The sequence below is a fragment of the Marinobacter flavimaris genome (genome assembly GCF_045057155.1).
Lineage (GTDB): Bacteria > Pseudomonadota > Gammaproteobacteria > Pseudomonadales > Oleiphilaceae > Marinobacter > Marinobacter manganoxydans.
Genome location: NZ_CP171359.1, coordinates 3,283,350 through 3,300,759, shown reverse-complemented (window position 1 = coordinate 3,300,759; position 17,410 = coordinate 3,283,350). Strand labels below are relative to the sequence as shown.

The 17,410-nt window shown below is 54.6% G+C and carries 14 protein-coding genes; 12 read left to right on the top strand and 2 right to left on the bottom strand.

Annotated features, from left to right (window positions below; translation table 11 throughout):
* Positions 1 to 98: 98 nt before the first annotated feature.
* The 12 genes from ACGK9W_RS15480 to ACGK9W_RS15425 all read left to right on the top strand — a co-directional run bounded on the left by ACGK9W_RS15480 (position 99) and on the right by ACGK9W_RS15425 (position 13,377).
* Positions 99 to 2,177: a type VI secretion system Vgr family protein gene (locus tag ACGK9W_RS15480; RefSeq protein ID WP_405417427.1), complete on the top strand. Its 2,079-nt coding sequence runs from the start codon at positions 99 to 101 to the stop codon at positions 2,175 to 2,177.
* On the top strand, positions 2,177 to 3,043 hold the full coding sequence (locus tag ACGK9W_RS15475; protein WP_008175739.1) for a DUF4123 domain-containing protein: 867 nt from the start codon (positions 2,177 to 2,179) through the stop codon (positions 3,041 to 3,043). Before ACGK9W_RS15480 ends, ACGK9W_RS15475 begins: the two co-directional genes overlap by 1 nt.
* The gene (locus ACGK9W_RS15470) at positions 3,036 to 5,903 is read left to right on the top strand and encodes a toxin VasX (RefSeq protein ID WP_405417425.1); all 2,868 of its coding nucleotides are present in this window, start codon (positions 3,036 to 3,038) and stop codon (positions 5,901 to 5,903) included. Before ACGK9W_RS15475 ends, ACGK9W_RS15470 begins: the two co-directional genes overlap by 8 nt.
* Positions 5,878 to 6,753 carry a hypothetical protein gene (locus ACGK9W_RS15465; RefSeq protein WP_008175742.1) on the top strand — a complete coding sequence of 292 codons (876 nt, stop codon included), beginning with the start codon at positions 5,878 to 5,880 and terminating at the stop codon, positions 6,751 to 6,753. Before ACGK9W_RS15470 ends, ACGK9W_RS15465 begins: the two co-directional genes overlap by 26 nt.
* 20 nt (positions 6,754 to 6,773) lie before the next feature.
* A complete protein-coding gene (locus ACGK9W_RS15460; RefSeq protein WP_227497864.1) occupies positions 6,774 to 7,223 on the top strand; it encodes a DUF4124 domain-containing protein in 450 nt (149 codons plus the stop codon).
* Positions 7,224 to 7,300: 77 nt separating this feature from the next.
* Positions 7,301 to 8,155, top strand: a complete 855-nt coding sequence (locus tag ACGK9W_RS15455) for a DNA ligase (RefSeq protein WP_008175746.1) — start codon at positions 7,301 to 7,303, stop codon at positions 8,153 to 8,155.
* Positions 8,156 to 8,270: 115 nt separating this feature from the next.
* Entirely contained in the window at positions 8,271 to 8,528 is a 258-nt protein-coding gene (locus ACGK9W_RS15450) for a YdcH family protein (protein ID WP_008175748.1), read from the top strand.
* Positions 8,529 to 8,628: 100 nt separating this feature from the next.
* Positions 8,629 to 9,894: a glycerophosphodiester phosphodiesterase family protein gene (locus ACGK9W_RS15445; protein ID WP_008175750.1), complete on the top strand. Its 1,266-nt coding sequence runs from the start codon at positions 8,629 to 8,631 to the stop codon at positions 9,892 to 9,894.
* Between the two features lie 164 nt (positions 9,895 to 10,058).
* Positions 10,059 to 11,114 carry a type IV toxin-antitoxin system AbiEi family antitoxin gene (locus tag ACGK9W_RS15440; protein ID WP_039882122.1) on the top strand — a complete coding sequence of 352 codons (1,056 nt, stop codon included), beginning with the start codon at positions 10,059 to 10,061 and terminating at the stop codon, positions 11,112 to 11,114.
* Positions 11,080 to 11,937, top strand: coding sequence for a nucleotidyl transferase AbiEii/AbiGii toxin family protein (locus tag ACGK9W_RS15435; RefSeq protein ID WP_405417421.1), 858 nt, complete (start codon positions 11,080 to 11,082; stop codon positions 11,935 to 11,937). The genes ACGK9W_RS15440 and ACGK9W_RS15435 overlap by 35 nt, the downstream gene beginning before the upstream one ends.
* A gap of 341 nt (positions 11,938 to 12,278) precedes the next feature.
* Complete coding sequence (locus ACGK9W_RS15430) at positions 12,279 to 12,632, top strand: hypothetical protein (protein WP_008175757.1); 354 nt, start codon at positions 12,279 to 12,281, stop codon at positions 12,630 to 12,632.
* Between the two features lie 166 nt (positions 12,633 to 12,798).
* Entirely contained in the window at positions 12,799 to 13,377 is a 579-nt protein-coding gene (locus tag ACGK9W_RS15425) for a porin family protein (RefSeq protein ID WP_008175760.1), read from the top strand.
* 38 nt (positions 13,378 to 13,415) lie between these two features.
* Here ACGK9W_RS15425 and cysK read toward each other — a convergent pair whose 3' ends face one another.
* Together cysK and ACGK9W_RS15415 are read right to left on the bottom strand one after the other, a co-directional pair.
* Complete coding sequence (cysK, locus tag ACGK9W_RS15420; RefSeq protein ID WP_008175762.1) at positions 13,416 to 14,387, bottom strand: cysteine synthase A; 972 nt, start codon at positions 14,385 to 14,387, stop codon at positions 13,416 to 13,418.
* A 43-nt stretch (positions 14,388 to 14,430) separates the two neighbouring features.
* Positions 14,431 to 17,304, bottom strand: a complete 2,874-nt coding sequence (locus ACGK9W_RS15415; protein ID WP_227497865.1) for a transporter substrate-binding domain-containing protein — start codon at positions 17,302 to 17,304, stop codon at positions 14,431 to 14,433.
* Between the last annotated feature and the right edge of the window lie 106 nt (positions 17,305 to 17,410).

Genomic DNA, 17,410 nt, shown 5'->3' with positions numbered 1-17,410 from the left:
GCCGCCCTGATGAGAGCAGGACGCTTTCATCAGGGTTGAGCCTTCGCACAGGATGGTGCGAAAGCCCGGATTTTCTTTTTTCTTCAGGGACCGAAGACATGCCCCAGGCAAGCGGACTGCAATTCACCGCCACCATTGGCGAATACTCCTCTGACCACTTTTCCGTTGTTGGCTTTGCGCTGACAGAACGGCTGTCCGAGCTGTTCCAGGGACGCCTTGACCTGGCCAGTACCGATCCGTCTGTTGTCGCCTCGAAGGTGCTGGAGCAACCAGTGGATCTCGTGATCTGGCAGGACCGGGCACCGCTGCGTCGCTTTACCGGCGTGGTCAGCGAATTCGCTCGAGGCGATTCCGGCCATCGGCGTACCCGCTACGAACTGGTTTTCCGTCCGCCGCTCTGGCGCCTGGCGCTGATGCACAACAGCCGCATTTTCCAGAACCGGGGCACGGATGAGATTGTGCGTACCCTGCTGGAGGAGCGGGGGGTTGTCGATACCGTCTTCGACCTTGAACGCCGCCCAGAGGAGCGGGAATACTGCGTACAGCATCGTGAAAGTGATCTGGCCTTTGTTGAACGTCTGGCTGCCGAAGAAGGCTGGCACTACCGCTACCAGCACGGCAGCCTCGATGGTCAGGAGCCACCGGCCCTGGTTTTTGCCGATCATCATCGCGATTCGCCACGGCTCGAAGCCGTCCCCTACAACGGCAAAGCAGGGGGCAGCACCCGAACGCCCTGTGTGTTCCGGTTCGCGTACCGAGAGCGGGTGCGCCCTGCTTCGGTCGCCATGAAGGATTACACCTTCAAAAACCCGGCCTACGCCCTGATGCATGAGCAGTCTGGCGATCAGCTCGTCCACCGGGAGGATTACCAGCACTACGACTACCCCGGCCGATTCAAACAGGATGCCAGTGGTCGGCCGTTCACTGAAGCCAGGCTTGCTGCCCTACGCAGCGATGCCAGCACCACCTTTGGTGAAAGCAATCGTCCGGACTTTGCACCTGGTGCCAGGGTGCCGCTGACCGACCACGACAACGAGGCTGTGAACCGCGACTGGCTTCTCACAGCGATCACCCATACTGGCTCACAACCCCAGGCCCTGGAAGAAGAGGGTGGCAGCGAACCGACACGCTACGGCAACCACTTTACCGCCATCCCCGCAGACCGCAGCTGGCGGCCCGTGTGTGAGCACAAACCATTGATGGACGGACCCCAGATGGCCATGGTGACCGGCCCGGAAGGCGAAGAAATTCATTGCGACCAATACGGCCGGGTGAAAGTGCGCTTTCCCTGGGATCGCTATGCGTTAAATGATCAACACAGCAGTGCCTGGCTCCGGGTCAGCCAGGGTTGGGCCGGCGGCCAGTATGGTTTCACCGCACTGCCGAGGATCGGCCATGAAGTGATCGTTTCCTTCCTGGACGGCGATCCGGACCAGCCGATCATCACCGGCCGGACTTGGCACGCCACCAACACACCGCCGTATTCGCTGCCGGAACACAAAACCCGCACCACCCTGAAAACCAAAACCCACAAGGGCGAGGGCAGTAACGAGCTTCGGTTTGAAGACGAAGCCGGCGAAGAACAGATCTACGTTCACGCCCAGAAAGAACTGGCCCTGATCACGGAGAACAACCGCACTGAAGTCATCAGGAACGATCGCCACCTGACCGTGGGCAACGACCGCAAGGCCCACATCAAAGGCAGTGACCACGCCACGGTGAACGGTGAAAAACGGGAGAAAACCGGCAAAGACCGTAGTTTCAACGTCACTGGTACGTTGCACCTGAAAGCCGGCACGGCTTGGCTAACCGACTGTGGCACCGAACTGCACATCAAGGCCGGCCAGAAAACCGTTATTGAAGCCGGTGCGGAAATCACCCTCAAGGCCGGTGGCAGTTTCGTGAAGATCGACCCCAGCGGTGTGGCTATGGGTGGCGCTGCCATCAAGCTGAATGCCGGAGGTTCGCCGGGTAAGGGGAGTGGGCAGAAGGTTCAGGTGCCGGAGATGCCGGGGTTGGTGGAGAAGAATGGGGGGGCTGTTGCGCCGGTGGCCCTGCCGGAGACACAGCAAAGACCGATGGCCAAGTCCGACCAGATGCGCGCCATCAAGAATGCCGCGAATCAGGGTAAGGGAATTTGCCAGGTCTGCTCACCAGAATCACAAGGTGCGATCTGATGGGGCATCTGGCTGGACTTCCCGGTGAGGGGAAGACGTTCATTCTTATTGATGGCGCCAAAGTAAATAATCTGCCCCAAGTTATTTATCGTGAGATCGAAACACCTCATTGTGATGCGCTCTACAGGCAAACGGAGCTTGCCGACCTATTGGAAGTTTCACCGTGGCTGGTTGAAACGGGAATAGATAGCTCGCTGACACTTAAATGCTTCAATGATTGGAAACATCAGGGTGTTGCCATCGTATTGCGGGCTGACTGCCACTTCGAAGAGGTCATGCAACACTTGCGTGGATTGCTTATGGCGAGGTTGGTCACGGGAGATGAGGTTGTTTTCCGGTTTTATGATCCTGAAATCGCGCGGCACCTGTTGAAGCTGGATTCGTCAGGTGAAAATGTGAGGCGATTGATGGGGCCTTGTAGTCTGTTTGCCATTCAGGATCGCCGCACTGGTGAGTGGGAGTATTTTCATAATGATCAGCCCAGTAGTGAGCGGCAGGCTGAGAGGTTAAGCATTCGTGAGGAACACCAGGTTGCCATGGAAAGAGCGGCGGAACGGACGGCCCTCAGGAAACTCGAACTTCACGTTGCAAACTACTTTCCCCATTTGCTTCACAAAACGGATACAGATGGGAAGGATTGGGGGATGGTCTCTGCTTTAGTCGATGCGGCGAAAGCGCGGGGACTCTGTAGTACCCGAGATATTGCGCTGTTTATCAATACGATTGGCTGGCTTGGACACCAGGCATTCGACGACAGTGAAGTACAGCTTCTGTGGAAAGAGAATTCCGCAGCGCCAGGCAAAGCCATAGCGCGAATTGCAGAATTCGCCGAGAAAAAGTCAACGGAGGGACTGGTTCATGGGTAGCGCTAACAGCTCAGCGTTTATACAGGGTGCTGATGACATAGACTCAGCGGCACAGATGTGCCCGCTCCAGTTCAAAACCGTTGCGTTGTATCCGGTACGTTGGGCGATCAGTCAGGAAGAAGTAGCGCTGCCCCCTCACTTCCGACCGCCCACCGTTGCGCTTGAAACCACGCATTACTGTGTACGAAAACTAACGCCCGGTTGGGTGTATATGTTCTCCGAAGTATTCGGAACGCTGCATGAGTATCGTGTTGACGAACAAGGCGAGTTGACAGAAGTGCAGCCGGGGTTCAACTCGGTTCTTTTTTCCGCTGTGGACGCAGAAAGCGCTTTGCCCGCCTTACATCACCCTGCGGAAGGAAAAGTTTTTCTTAAGTTTGTGCAGCATCGATGGACTTCCCGTTTGCAGGAACTTGTACGCACGGATGCGGAAATTCGCGAAGAGCACATGCAGCCGTTCGACTTGCGAAGCCTACCTGGAAGAGGTGAGGCCGTTAATATCAGTGAAACTGAAGCGATAAGCGAGGTGGTTGAAGATTTTCGATCAGAACCGTTGGATTTTGAATGGAGTCTGACCACCTTAATGCATGGAATCGGTGAATCGGATTTGCAGGGCCAATGCAAAAAAGAAACTGAATTTTCTTACTGCGTTGCTCTTGAAGACGAAATCGGTATCACATCTGATTTGAGTCAATTGCATGCTCTTTATGTGAATCTGATTACGAACTATGCCGAGGAGAACGCATACGCCTATACAACCGCCCAGATGGTAGATGCGCTCATTGCCCGTGAGGCTGGCAAAAAGGAATCGCCTGAGGACCAGCAGGAAACTGCTGAGGAACTTAAAGAACGAGTTCGTTCAGAGGAAAAAGACGCATTCGTCGAAAGCTACCACAAGCAGCTTGAAAAGTATGACCACGCTCGAACATTGGTATTCGATGATTGGAAGCGATGGATTGATTCTGACCAACTGGCCAGGAAGCTGGAGCTCAACGACTGTTACTGCGCCGAAGGGTTCAAGGCGGTTGAGCAGGAACTGGCAGATATATTGGATGGCTACGTCAGTTCGGAGAAAGGTAAGGAAGACTCTGAAAATTGGTTAGCTGCTGATGAGGGCGACGCGGGTACGGTTGGGAACATGTTAAAAACCGTCCTGTTCCTCGCATCTGCTACCAACGGCATGACCGAAAAACTGAAAGGCCTGCCCGGCTTTGACTATGGCAGCCTAAAGATCGTGGATAGTATCTTCGATATGCCTGCCTATGTGCAGGTGAGCACCGCCACCGATACTCTGATGCTGGAATTTGCCGCTCCCGCTGCCAAGATGGGCACCTGGGCGAAAGACCCTCAAACTTGGCCGCAGTGGAGAAAGTGGACCAGGGCCGTCCAGCGACGTTATGGCATTGATGTCCACCGACACGGAATAACATTGAATACCGCGGCCGACTTGCTCCACGAGGTCCACCGTAAATCATTGGAAGGGGCCGGCCATAATCTCTCAGAACTTGCAATGACACCCCTGGCCGCCGGAATGGCGGATGCACGTATCAGGGCCTACCTGAACAGGGCACTGATCGACGTATTCCACCTGACCCCGGACTTCAAGGACAACCCCTTTGGCTGGCTTCATACCCGTCTGGACCCGGTAGTTGAAAGCATCAAGCAGAATAGGGGCAAGTTCATCGGCGCCGTGACTTTCTTCCACGCGATTAATCTGGCAAACCTGTTTTCTGGGTTGGATAAGACTCGGAAGGACGTGATGATTGGCGATAGGACAGCTATTGACCGGTGGGGGGCTGTTTTGTCCGGCCTATGGAGCGTCGGCGAGGGCGTTGTTAATCTCAGTGGAGTATTAGTCAAGGAGGAATATGCCAGAGCCTTGGGGGCAAGTCTCTCTGCGGCTGGTGCCAGGGTTTCGGTGGCTTTTAATGGGCTAAGGTTTGTTAGCAAGGTCGCAGATATTACGGTGAGTCTTGCGAGAATCAGCCTAAAGCCCCTTCCTTACGTCGGTGTCATACTGTCAATAGGTCTGGAAGGCTGGACGAGCCACAAGGCTCTGAACACAGGCCATTACGCAATGGCGTCGCTATCCGGGGTCCAGATTGGGCTGAGTATCGGCATCACTTACCTGGCGTCTTTGGCAGTAGCGGGCGCCGTTACCGGGGCGGGTTTACCCGTTGTGCTTGTGGTGGGTTCAGTACTGGTCGCGATCTCTTTCGTCATCAGTATGGTACAGCTATATATAGCCCGATCTAGGATCGAGGATTTCATTTCACTGTCATTCTGGGGTAACGCGCCTACATTGCGGTACTGGGATGAGCAATCCAGGCCATCAAGCGCAGAGCTTCTGGAAGATAGCCGAACCATTGTTTCTCAGGGTGAGGGTGTCGATGTCAGGCGATATTTCGAAGCGGAACTGGATGGATTCTACTATTTGCTGTTCTCCCCCCTGGTAAAGATAACTGAGTACATGCCCAAGCATTGGGCGGTAACCCAACAGGGTGAGCAGCGAGTTCTATCAGAATTCACCAGTCTCATCGTGCATTTTCCAGGTTACATTGAAGGTAACTGCGCTGTCTCCATCAAGCTTTTCGTGGCTAATAGAAACTGGTTAGTGGAGAACGAGTCGAGGGAAATCACAGATCTGTTTAATAGAACAGCGAGGATAGACTCCACTTCGCAGGGCTTAATGTATCGGTTCACGCACTACAATCACGATAATTGGGAACAGCTCGAAATGCTGATCGAGTATGAGAAAGACGGCAGGAGCGTAACGGGTGAAAACGGGCTTAGAGTCATTCTGGATAACAACGATGTAGAGGAACTGGGTATCGATGAAAGACTTGCCTTTGAAGTGTGATTTTCCGGACACGAACCTGGAACAACAACTGGAAAAGAAGCTGTACCGAACCCACGGAGCGCGGCTTGCTAGTCCGCCGGCACGAAAAGTGAGGGGGGTGTCCGATTCGTCGGAAAAGATGGAGCACAGTTTTGCCTGCATCGGTGAACGTTTCGTGGACATTCGCACTGCCTTAATGTCTCTTCGCTCAGGCTTGCCAGCAATCATCAATATTTTCATGATTATTGTTATGGTATTGGGTTGGGTTATTAGCTTTTTTTATTCAAAAGCACTGTTTGCGATGTTGATTGCTTTTGGGCCAGTCTGGGTGGCCGTCTATGTGTTCGAAATTTTTCTTCCCCTCACGTTGCCCGTCCGGATCGACCGAAAGGAAGGATTTGTTTACGTAGGGCATAGAGGGACGTTCTACCGGATTCCTTGGGACGAATTGGAAGTGACCTTTTCTTACAACTGGCAATATTTAGGCTCCGGGGTTGTATGGGAACGACAGTACTACGCCCACCTTTTTATGCGGGAAAAGCATTACTTTTGTGGAAAGCCCCCAAAGATGCCCCTGCAGCGGAAAAAAATATCTTCCGGTTTTAAAGAAGAACGTATTTACCAGAAATGGAATTTTATTGTCAGGTATTATGATGAAGGAACCACTAGAGAGGACTTCGATAATCTTGCCTGGGTTAATTACGATTTCTATAAAGAGGATCTGAAAAAGAAATCAATTGGGATCAAAATTGTTGAGTGTTTGGGGGTCATTTTATTTGTTCCGAGTATTATTTGGTGGAATTTTACCCCCTTTAAATACAAATGGCCGAAGGAAATTGAAGCCATTTTCGGTAAAGCCAATTACTACTAGCCATTGAAAAGGAATTCGCGGTGTCTGTAAAAATCGCTCTAATGCTCCTCTGCCTTATTCCCCTCTCCACAAACGCCGGCGTCTACAAATGGGTCGATGCCAACGGTCAGACCCATTTCGGGGACCGTCCACCAGCTCAGGCAGCATCAAGTGAAGTTACGGTAAAGGCCGCCCCGGCCAGCGTGGATGCGGGAGCCCGGGAGCGGCATCAGAAGATGACCGAGTTTCTGGAGCAGCAGCAGGAAGAGCGTGAGACGCGGCAGGCTGCCAATGCCAAAGCCGAGGAGAAGGCGGAGAAGCAAGCCGAGCTGTGCAGAAAGCTTCGGGCGCGCCTCAAGTTTCTTGCCAGCGTTTCGACCTTCTACAACATCAACGATCAGGGCGAGCGGATTTATGTCAATGAGGCCGAGAATACCCGTATTCGTGAGGATTTCCGGGAAAAGGTGAGGAGCACCTGCGGAAACGACTAATACGCGGATGCTGACCAGGGGCGGAAAGGAAAGTCTGACCTCTGTAGGAAAAAGCAACTGAGAGCAAAGGAATTGCCATGCCGTTTCGATTGTTCAGCGCCGCGCTGCCGGTGCTGATTTCCCTTCTGTTTTCCCCCGTGGCGGTAGCGAAACAGCCCGAGCTGACACTCGCCAACGTGTATCAAAAGGGCATGCCGCTGGACGGCTACTGGTTCAGTGAAAAGCTCGACGGGGTGCGAGCATACTGGACTGGCGAGCGATTTCTTTCCCGTGGCGGTCATGAGTATCGGGCACCCGGTTGGTTCACCAGAGGGTTTCCGGCACGTCCCCTGGACGGTGAGCTCTGGATGGGGCGGGGCCGTTTTGCGGAATTGTCAGGGGCGGTGCGTCAGGTGGTGCCCGATGACAACGATTGGCGGCGGATTCGGTTCATGGTGTTTGATCTTCCGGATAAGGAGGCAACCTTCGACCAACGTTTGGCCCGGCTGCGTGTATTAATCCAAGAGGTTGAATCACCCTACATGGCGCTTGTCGATCAGCAACGGGCGAGCACCCATGAGAAACTGATGCAGCGTTTGGATAAGATCGTCGACGGCGGCGCAGAGGGTTTGATGTTGAAGCTGGGGTCCAGTCATTACCGAAGTGGGCGCTCCGATGATCTACTGAAAGTAAAACAGTATCAGGATGCCGAAGCGGTGGTTGTTCATCATCTGCCGGGAAAGGGCAAATACGAGGGGCTGATGGGGTCACTGCTGGTGGAGTTGGACGATGGCAGGCGATTCCGGATTGGTACGGGGTTCAGCGATTCCGAGCGAGCGTCTCCTCCGAGACCCGGAACCACGATTACATTCAAGCACTATGGCCTCACAGCCACGGGGCTGCCTCGCTTTGCCAGCTTTCTCCGTATCCGGAATGATGAACCTGCGCGGTAATTGAGCGCACAGGCTCACTGGCGCTTGACGGGGGTCAAGACTGGCAAGCGCAGCTAGCCATACACTGGAATGAGTCAAATACATCTCATCCCCCACAGTCATGGAGACTGCGCGAATGTCCCTCGAAAAACACGATCTGATTCACGAACTGCCGGAATCCAAAGAAGCCATTCATCTTTTGAAAACCAACAGCACTCACTTCGCCAAGCTGTTTGACGAATATCATGAAGTGGACCATGCCGTTCATCGCGTTGAAACGGGCGCTGAAAACACCTCCGATGAGTATCTGGAAAACCTCAAAAAGAAGCGGCTGAATCTGAAGGACCAGTTGTTTGCCATGATTCGCGAGTATGAGGCTTCGGCGGCTAGCTGAGGGCAACCTGCCAGATAATCCAGCATCGGCTGTCAATTGGCCGTAATCCTCCTTGGGGAGACTGTTGATAGGGTATCATCGGTCTCACAAGGAGGAGGTTATGATGTTACGGATCCTTTCGGGGCTGGTGCTGTGCTCGGTACTTTCCCTGGTACAAGCGGCGACCGTTGAAGAGCTCTCCCCGCAATCAATTGCGCTGGCGCCTGAACAGTCGGAGCCCTCGGTCCATCTGGGACCACGGCCTTTCTGGCTGGTTGGTGCAATGGACGACAGTCCGCTCAAAGAGCGCCTGCAAGCCTGCAATACCGACACTGTCGAGAAAACGGATTTCTCCATCGGCCATCGTGGCGCGCCCCTGCAGTTTCCCGAACATACCCGTGAATCCTACATTGCGGCAGCGCGCATGGGTGCGGGTATTCTGGAATGTGATGTCGCCTTCACCAGGGATCGGGAACTGGTTTGCCGACATGCCCAGGACGACCTTCATACCACCACCAATATCGTTGCCGTCCCTGCATTGAACGCCAAGTGTACCCAGCCTTTTGTGCCCGCCGATCCTGCCACGGGCACGCCGGCACAGGCCGAGTGTCGCACCAGCGATATCACTCTGGCCGAGTTCAAGTCACTGGAGGGCAAGATGGATGCCCACAACCCAATGGCAACCACGCCGGAGGAATACCTGGCTGGCACCGCAGACTGGCGCACTGATCTCTACTCCAGCCGGGGCACCTTGATGACTCATCAGGAGAGCATCGAGTTGTTCAGGGCTCTGGGCGCGAAGTTCACTCCGGAATTGAAATCACCGGTGGTTGCTATGCCCTTTGAGGGGGATTACAGCCAGCAAGACTATGCCCGCCAAATGATCCAGGATTACATCGATGCCGGTGTGCAGCCGGAAGACGTCTGGCCCCAGTCCTTCAATTTGAAGGACGTTCTTTTCTGGGTAGACGAGATGCCGGAATTTGGTCGGCAAGCAGTCTTCCTCGACCAATCTGAGTCTACCCTTGTGAACGCGTCCGCAACCTATATGGCTTACCTTAAAAGTAGGGGTGTGAACATTCTGGCGCCGGCGCTCTGGAAGCTGCTGACTCTGGACAGCCAGAGGCAAATCGTTCCGTCCCGGTACGCGGAGAATGCGCGCGAAGCCGGCCTGGACCTGATTGCCTGGACCGTTGAGCGCAGCGGTCCGCTGGAAAAGGGCGGCGGCTGGTATTACCAGACGGTGACCGATGCCATTAACAACGACGGCGACGTGCTCACCGTGATCGATGTTCTGGCCCGTGAGGTAGGTGTGATTGGGGTTTTCTCGGATTGGCCGGCGACAACGACCTTCTATGCCAATTGTATGGGGTTGTCTAAGCATTGAGGTAGGGACGGCGCAGCGCCAAGTTGGCCCCCCGGAGAGAATGTGAATCTATGGCCTGTTTCTCCGGAGGACAGACAATAGCGCTCCTGAGCTCTTGTTCACTTAAAAGTCTTGTTCATTATTAATGAACAGTGCTATTTTGTGAACATAATGTTGGAGAGGCTATGAAACCATCAATCAACGAGCGCGCATTTCTAAGCCAGGCAATCCGCGCGTTCCATCAAGAGACAGGTTTAGACTTACACCCTACTGTCGAGAGTGAAGTGATGCCCTGCTCTGATGGCCTCATTCTTGAACTGGGCGATACGGGCATCCAGTACAGCGTTGAGCTGAAGCGCTGGGCGCAGCAGGCGAATATAGGCACTATTGTCGCTCAGCTACGGCGAATGCCGCCGCCCGCATTGCTGGTCGCTGATTACGTAAACCCGAATATGGCAGACCGCCTTCGAGAAGCCGGCGCACAGTTCATTGACGCCGCCGGCAATGCTTATCTGAACGAAAAGACATTCTTCATCTTCGTAAAAGGTAATCGCAAAAGGCCGGTTCATGCATCAGCAAGGAAAACCTCCCGAGCCTTTAATTCATCTGGTTTAAAGCTGATTTTCAGTTTTCTAATGGACCCTCATCTGGTCGGTGAAACTTATCGAAAAATGGCAGAAGTCAGCGGTGTTTCCCTCGGAGCCATCGGCTGGGTTCTGAATGACCTGAAAGACAAGGGCTATGTTCGAGAACATGGAAAGAAGGGCGCAAGGTCACTTGAGAACCCTATGGGGCTGCTTGATCGCTGGGCCGAGTCCTACCCGGAAAAACTGCTACCCGAGTTGGACATGGGGCTATTTCAGGCAACCTCTGCGATGCCGTGGAAGAAAATCCGGCCGGAGCTTCTGGGTGGGTGTTGGGGCGGGGAAGTTGCCGTCTCTCGGCTGGGCAACTATCTGTCGCCTGCCCAGGGGACTATTTATCTGCCCCGAGAAAAGCTGAAAAGCTTGGTGATGGAATATAGGCTTCGTAAAAGCCCGGGCAATTCACCCAATACGTCCGAGACATTGCAGATCAACGAGAAATTCTGGCTCGCTGATTCACTCAACGTAAACCAAACTCCTGGGATTGCCCCAGATATTCTTGTCTATGCTGACCTCCTGATGACCGGCGACTCGCGTAACCTGGAAGCAGCGGAGCGGCTTTATGCCCAGATTAAAGATCGATTCCAAGAATATTGATCCGACTCAATTGAAGACCTACGGAGCCATCAAGTGTGTCGCCGTGGATCAGGATGTGCCATTCATCATTGTCGGCGCCTCCGCCCGTGATCTGGTAATGCATCACGCCTATGGAGCACCCATTCAACGGGCAACAATGGATATCGATCTTGCCGTTCAGGTCCCGGATTGGGCTGATTTTGAACGCATCCGGGATAGTTTGATTGGCAAAGGTTATACCAAAACCGATCTCCCTCATCGTTTGCACGGCCCGAACGGCGCACCCATCGACATTCTTCCTTTTGGAGCTGTTGAAAGTGACGATTCAGTTATTCAATGGCCGCCTTCTGGCGAAGTGCAAATGAGCGTGGTCGGTTTTCAGGATGCCCTGAATAACGCCGACTGGTTGATGATAGCAGCAGAGTCAGAGTCAGAGCTGGAGTTGCCTGTTGCCAGTCCTCAGGGATTGGCCCTTCTGAAACTGGTGGCCTGGTCCGAAAGAGATGCGCAAACAAGACGCAAAGACGCGGCCGATATCGCTTATCTGGCATCCAACTATGAAAATATTCCTGGCCAGATGGACCGGCTTTTCGAACAGCATGAAAGCATCCTCGAAGCCTACGGCTGGGATACGAGACTTGCGGGCGCTCAGTTGCTCGGCAAGGAAACGGCACAGATTGCCAACAAATCAACGATGAAAGTCCTGCGACGCCTGCTCAGTAAGGATCTGATTGCCAACCTGACTAGGGATTCGGGCAACACGTGCGGCGATTTCACCGAAGAAGTTGTGTCAGCGTTTATTGGCGGACTTTTTGGCTCAGAAGTAACAAATGTACAAAATTGACTCAGAAGCCAACCGCATAACACCAATGGCGGTAACTTCTCAGAATGCAAGATTTTAGAGCGAAATCACTGTCAGGAATGGCTCGAAAACGCTCCCGAAGCCTTCGGCGAAGAGCTTCCGATTATCCAGAAAGAGTTCGACGGTTTTGAAGATACCCGTGGACGCCGAGATTCACTTGTTCTCGACAAAGACGGCAACCTGGTCATTATCGAAAAGAAGCTGGATGACATCCGATCGTTATGTGGTCTGGCAGGCGCTGAAGTACGGCGGCTACTCCGCGAATCTGAGCAGTTCCTAGCGCCTGATATTCGTGGCGGCTAAATTCCGCAAAGAAGTCACCAATGTGGTGTTATGGCTCAGCCAGTTCTGATTGCATTCTCTTCCTTGCGCTTGTCTTCTACCGCCTGACACGGCCGGTTTCCTCCAGAAAACGGCAAAAAGGGGTAGAGGCGCAATCAGGTTTAGGTATCGATGCCATTCGCAATCTGATCAAAGCCAATCCCCTGGAGGCCGCGTTGATGGCGTTCGCAGTGGGTATCGCAGAGCAGAAGGATCCCAGGCTCAAATCATTGCTGATGGAAGGTGGCATGGTGCTGATGAAACGGGCCGAGTCGTCTGACCCCGACCGGGTCGTTGCATATAAGACTCCCGAGAACGAGAGTGAAACCAAGCCAGATTCTAATACCCCTCAATAAGTCAAAGTTGTTGTTTTTTCGAGGTTAATTGCGGATTACGGGATCTTAGTCCGGGTTTAACCCGGTAGGGCAGGAATTCCTAGTAGGGTGAGTTCAGGTAATTGAAAGGCAACTTTCGATTTCCATGGAATGAAAGGATATTTGAACTCATTAGGAGGAACGCCCTATGAATTCCGCAATCCGTATTACCAGCGCCGCACTGTTCACAGCCTCGCTTGTTACTGCGCCCGTCGCTTTAGCTCAGAGCAACGCGGAGAGGGACCAGTCAGGCCCCTATGTCAGCGGCAGTTACGGTGGCTACAAATCACACGGCGGCGAGTTCGAGGATGAAAACGATCTGCTTGGCGCCGCTGTCGGCTACCAGTTCAATCCGTTTTTTGCCCTGGAGGCCGAATACATTGATTTCGGCAACTTTGGCGAGGACGAGGTTGAAGGCAAGCTGAAAGGCTTTGGCCTGAGCGCTGTTGGCCGTCTGCCTCTGACCGATAGCTTCGGCGTCTATGGTAAGGCCGGCGCGTTTGCGTCTGCGTTTGATGTTGATGCATTCAACGCAAGTGAAACCTACGATGAAGTATCGCCCTTTGTCGGCGCCGGTGTGGATTTCCGGGTAACGCCCGCGCTGACGGCATTCGCGGAATACAATCGCTACAACGTCGACATTGATAAAGAGGACTTCAACGGCCAGGTAACCAACAGCGGTCCGGAGTTTGATACCGGTCGGGTCGGCCTGAAACATCAGTTCTGATGAGTGCAGGGCGCAGCGCGGGGCTGCGCCTTTCTCTTTTACTGAACGTTTTCCTGCTCGCCAAACTGGCCGGCGAATAACGCTGTGGAAAGATAACGCTCGGCGGTATCCGGCAGCACCACCACGATGTTCTTGCCCTGGTACTCCGGCTGCTTGCTGATGCGTACCGCAGCCGCCACCGCTGCGCCGCAGGAAATGCCGCAGAGAATGCCCTCTTCCTGCATCAGCCGATGGGCCATGTCCATGGCGTCTTCGTTGGTAACCGTCTCCACCTGGTCAACCATTTCCAGATCCAGATTCTTGGGCACGAAGCCCGCACCGATGCCCTGGATCTTGTGGGGCGCCGGCTTGATGTCTTCGCCGTTCATCATCTGGGTGATCACCGGTGAGTCGGTAGGCTCGACGGCAATGGTGGCGATCTGTTTGCCCTTGGTGCCTTTGATGTAGCGGGAAACGCCGGTCAGCGTGCCACCGGTGCCCACGCCCGCCACGAAGATATCGATTTCACCATCAGTGTCTTCCCAGATTTCCGGGCCGGTGGTGTCCTCGTGGATTCGGGGGTTGGCCGGGTTCTGGAACTGCTGGGGCAGGAAATAGTTATCCGGGTCTGACGAGAAGATCTCTTCGGCCTTGGCGATGGCACCCGGCATGCCTTTGGCAGGTTCGGTCAGCACCAGTTCTGCTCCCAGTGCCTTCAAGACCTTGCGACGCTCAAGACTCATGGAAGCGGGCATGGTAAGGATCAGTTTGTAGCCCCGGGCGGCTGCCACGTAGGCCAGGGCGATCCCGGTATTGCCGCTGGTGGGTTCCACAATAGTCATGCCCGCCTTCAGGGTACCGCGCTTCTCGGCGTCCCAGATCATGGCAGAGCCGATCCGGCACTTAACGGAATAGGCCGGGTTTCGGCCCTCAATCTTGGCCCAGATCGTGGCGCCGTCGTTCACGCGGTTCAGTCTGACCAGTGGGGTATTGCCGATGGACAGGGAATTGTCCTCGTAGATGCGAGCCATGGCGTTCTCCTTGTTACTTTGTTTTTATTCAGTCTAGCACCACTCAGGAACCCACTGAGCGCGCTTCCAGCCGGTTGCGACCGTTCTGCTTGGCCTGGTAGAGCGCCTGGTCTGCCTGTCTGAGAAACTCTGCTGGCGAGTCGTCGGGGCCCGGTACGCCAGTGGCAAGGCCAATGCTGATGGTGAGGTGAACGTTGTGTTCTCCGCATACCGAGCAGCTTTTTTCGACGTGTTTGCGGAAGGATTCCAGCCGGTTACGAATTTCGGTACTGTCATCATAGCTGGCGAAAATAACAAACTCTTCGCCACCGAAGCGCGAGAGCCGGTCGGTTTCCCGCCGGAAATGTTTGCGCATAAGCTCTGCCAGTGTTTGCAGGCAGATGTCGCCCGCTTCATGGCCGTAATTGTCGTTGATCCTTTTGAAGTGGTCGGCATCCACCATGGCCACTGCGAAGCCAGAATGGTGGCGCTGGCACCACTGAAAGCTCTTTCGGAATTCCTGATCAAAGTAGCTTCGGTTGCCCAGTCTGGTGAGGTCGTCTGTCACGCTGAGCCGCGCGAGTGTCTCGTTGGCGTCGGTCAGGTTTTTGTTGAGCCGGTTCAGCTTGCGGTTCCAGTAAACCAGAAGCAGAGCAATCAATATGGCTGCGATTGAAAGCTGCCAGATCAGCGTGTAATCAACGGACTGCTTGAGACGGATGTTGCGCCACTGCCTCTCGAGATCTTTGCGTTCCTGCGCGGTCAGGCTGGATACCAGTTTTTGCATGATTCCCAGGACGACAGGCTCGTCTTTCCGTGTGGCGACTGAAAGCGACCAGTCTGCCGGAATGCGGCCGATGACTTTCACATCCGCAAGGCCCAGCTCCTGCATGTAATAGCTGGCTGTTGCCAGAGTTGTAATATAGCCGTCCAGGTCATGGTTCTGTAGTTTACGTAGGCCCATCTGCTCGTTGGCAACCTCGATCAGATTGAGGGAGGGGTAGCGACTCTGAAGCAATTCTGCGAAGGCATAGTCTTTGACAACGCCGACTCTTTGTCCGCGCAAGTCCCCGACCCGCTCAATGAAGGGGGCTTCAATCCGGCCAAGCACAACTGTCGGTACCTCGAGATAGGGTTCGGTAAAGTTCAGGAATTCTGACCGCTCCGGAGTTTTCATGGCCATGGTGAAAATGTCGCATTTGCCCTGCCGGGCTGCTCCGATCGATTCGGTCCAGCTGTCGGTGCGCACCAGCTCGAACCGAACCGGTGCCCGTGAGGAGAATAACCGGGCCACTTCTGCGGATAAGCCTGCGTGGTTGCCCTCTTCGTCTATGCCTTCGAGCGGGAGCCAGTTCGGATCAATACACATGTTCAACTGGTTGTCGTGGACCTTGAGCCACGCCAGTTCAACCGCATTCAGGGAAACCTCACCCGTTTCCTGTAGCTCCAGGTCTACGCTCGCGCCCAGCCAGCGGCTTTCGATGGTGTGCATCTCTTCGGGGGAAATTGCAGCCAGCGCCTGATCGAGTATGTCTGCCAGGGGCGCGAGACCGGGCCTGACGCCAAACCGGAGGTCTTCCCCGGACTGTCCCTCGATAACCAGCTCTCCCGCGATTCTGACGCCTGGTATGCCCAGCTCCCGGATCCAGAAGTTGCCGTTGGGAAGAGCAGCGAGTACAACATCCACTTCGTCTCTGGCCAGAGCCTGGAACATGGCATCCTGGGTCGTAAAAATCCGGGCGTTGTTGCCGAGGGCCTGGGTAACAGGCTCTTCGTAGTAAATGCCGGAGCCGAGAGCAACGCGTTGGTCCTTCAGGTCTTCCAGGCTTTGAATTCTTAACGCGGGATCCCGGGTAAAGGCGACGTTGGGTATGGTGTGGTAGGGCTGGGTAAATCGGGTGAAGGCCTGACGATCAGGCCGGAAAGACATGTTAGCCAACACGTCAATCTCGCCATCGCGGAATAGTGGGAGTAGCTCTATCCACTGGCCCTCGACCGGTATTACCTGCAGCCCGGTCAGATCGGATATCCGGCTCAGCACGTCTACGCTCAAACCGTGAATTCGAGTTGCGCTCTCGAAACTGTAAGGTGCGTAATCCCGCATCAGACCAACGCGCACGGGGCCGGTTTCGGAGATGAATTCCTTTTGATCTGGTCCCAACGAAAAGCTGGTGCCCCGGGCTAAGCTATTGCCTCCCAGTTCCTGCCAACGCTGAAGCAGTTCGTTGATGCGTTTCGCCGGAACCTGCTCCAGGCCAGAGGAAATCCTCTGGTACAGCTCGCTCTTGGCTTTCAGAACACCAATTCGAAAATCTTCGGTCGCCAGATCACCGAGGGGGGCGGTGCCGGCAATCTCAAGAAAACCGAACCCGGCCTGGTTGGCATAATAATGCAGCGTCAGCCGCGGCCCGATAATGACATCCACCCAACCAAATGCCAGAGCGCGAATGAGGCTGTGGACCGAATCATAGCTCGTCAGGGATACACCCTGTGCATCGAGTGCTTCGCGATAGTAGACGTCGCGCACTATACCTACCCGAAGTCCCTTCAGATCCGAGAGGGTGCGGATGTCCCCCAGTGGCCTCTGGTTGTTGTGCATCAGATAGGTCTGGCGAAGGTGGTAGGGCTCTGTGAACAGGATGTTTTCTGCCCGCTCCGCACTGAACGAGATGCCGTCGATAACATCAAGCTCGCCCCGCAAAAATGCATCGTAGATTTCCGGCCAGCTGCCAGCGCGAAATCGGAAGTTCAGATCGGCATTTCGGGCGACCTCGCGAAGCACATCAACAGAAAAACCGGAGGCGCCGGGACCATCGTCGAACGAGAAGGGTTTGTTGTCGCCCACGATGCCGACAGTCACGGTGTCGTCGGCCTGTTCGGACATCGCCAGTGGGGATGCGAGCAAAAGGCAAAGGGCCCAGAGGACTGTCGCGGCCACGCTCCGGTATCGAGTTTCTTTGTGAGTAGCGGGAGTCTTCATCGGCGAGCCGGCGATCCTTTACTGCTTCGACTTAAGTGTAGCCTTAACCGACTCGATTGAACAT

Excerpts from the sequence above, each read along its gene's own strand:
- ACGK9W_RS15455 (WP_008175746.1), top strand. The coding sequence starts at position 7,301 with ATGCCGTTTCGATTGTTCAGCGCCGCGCTGCCGGTGCTGATTTCCCTT.
- ACGK9W_RS15480 (WP_405417427.1), top strand. The coding sequence starts at position 99 with ATGCCCCAGGCAAGCGGACTGCAATTCACCGCCACCATTGGCGAATAC.
- ACGK9W_RS15445 (WP_008175750.1), top strand. The coding sequence starts at position 8,629 with ATGATGTTACGGATCCTTTCGGGGCTGGTGCTGTGCTCGGTACTTTCC.
- ACGK9W_RS15450 (WP_008175748.1), top strand. The coding sequence starts at position 8,271 with ATGTCCCTCGAAAAACACGATCTGATTCACGAACTGCCGGAATCCAAA.
- ACGK9W_RS15430 (WP_008175757.1), top strand. The coding sequence starts at position 12,279 with ATGTGGTGTTATGGCTCAGCCAGTTCTGATTGCATTCTCTTCCTTGCG.
- ACGK9W_RS15470 (WP_405417425.1), top strand. The coding sequence starts at position 3,036 with ATGGGTAGCGCTAACAGCTCAGCGTTTATACAGGGTGCTGATGACATA.
- cysK (WP_008175762.1), bottom strand. The coding sequence starts at position 14,387 with ATGGCTCGCATCTACGAGGACAATTCCCTGTCCATCGGCAATACCCCA.
- ACGK9W_RS15465 (WP_008175742.1), top strand. The coding sequence starts at position 5,878 with ATGAAAGACTTGCCTTTGAAGTGTGATTTTCCGGACACGAACCTGGAA.
- ACGK9W_RS15440 (WP_039882122.1), top strand. The coding sequence starts at position 10,059 with ATGAAACCATCAATCAACGAGCGCGCATTTCTAAGCCAGGCAATCCGC.
- ACGK9W_RS15425 (WP_008175760.1), top strand. The coding sequence starts at position 12,799 with ATGAATTCCGCAATCCGTATTACCAGCGCCGCACTGTTCACAGCCTCG.
- ACGK9W_RS15475 (WP_008175739.1), top strand. The coding sequence starts at position 2,177 with ATGGGGCATCTGGCTGGACTTCCCGGTGAGGGGAAGACGTTCATTCTT.
- ACGK9W_RS15435 (WP_405417421.1), top strand. The coding sequence starts at position 11,080 with ATGCCCAGATTAAAGATCGATTCCAAGAATATTGATCCGACTCAATTG.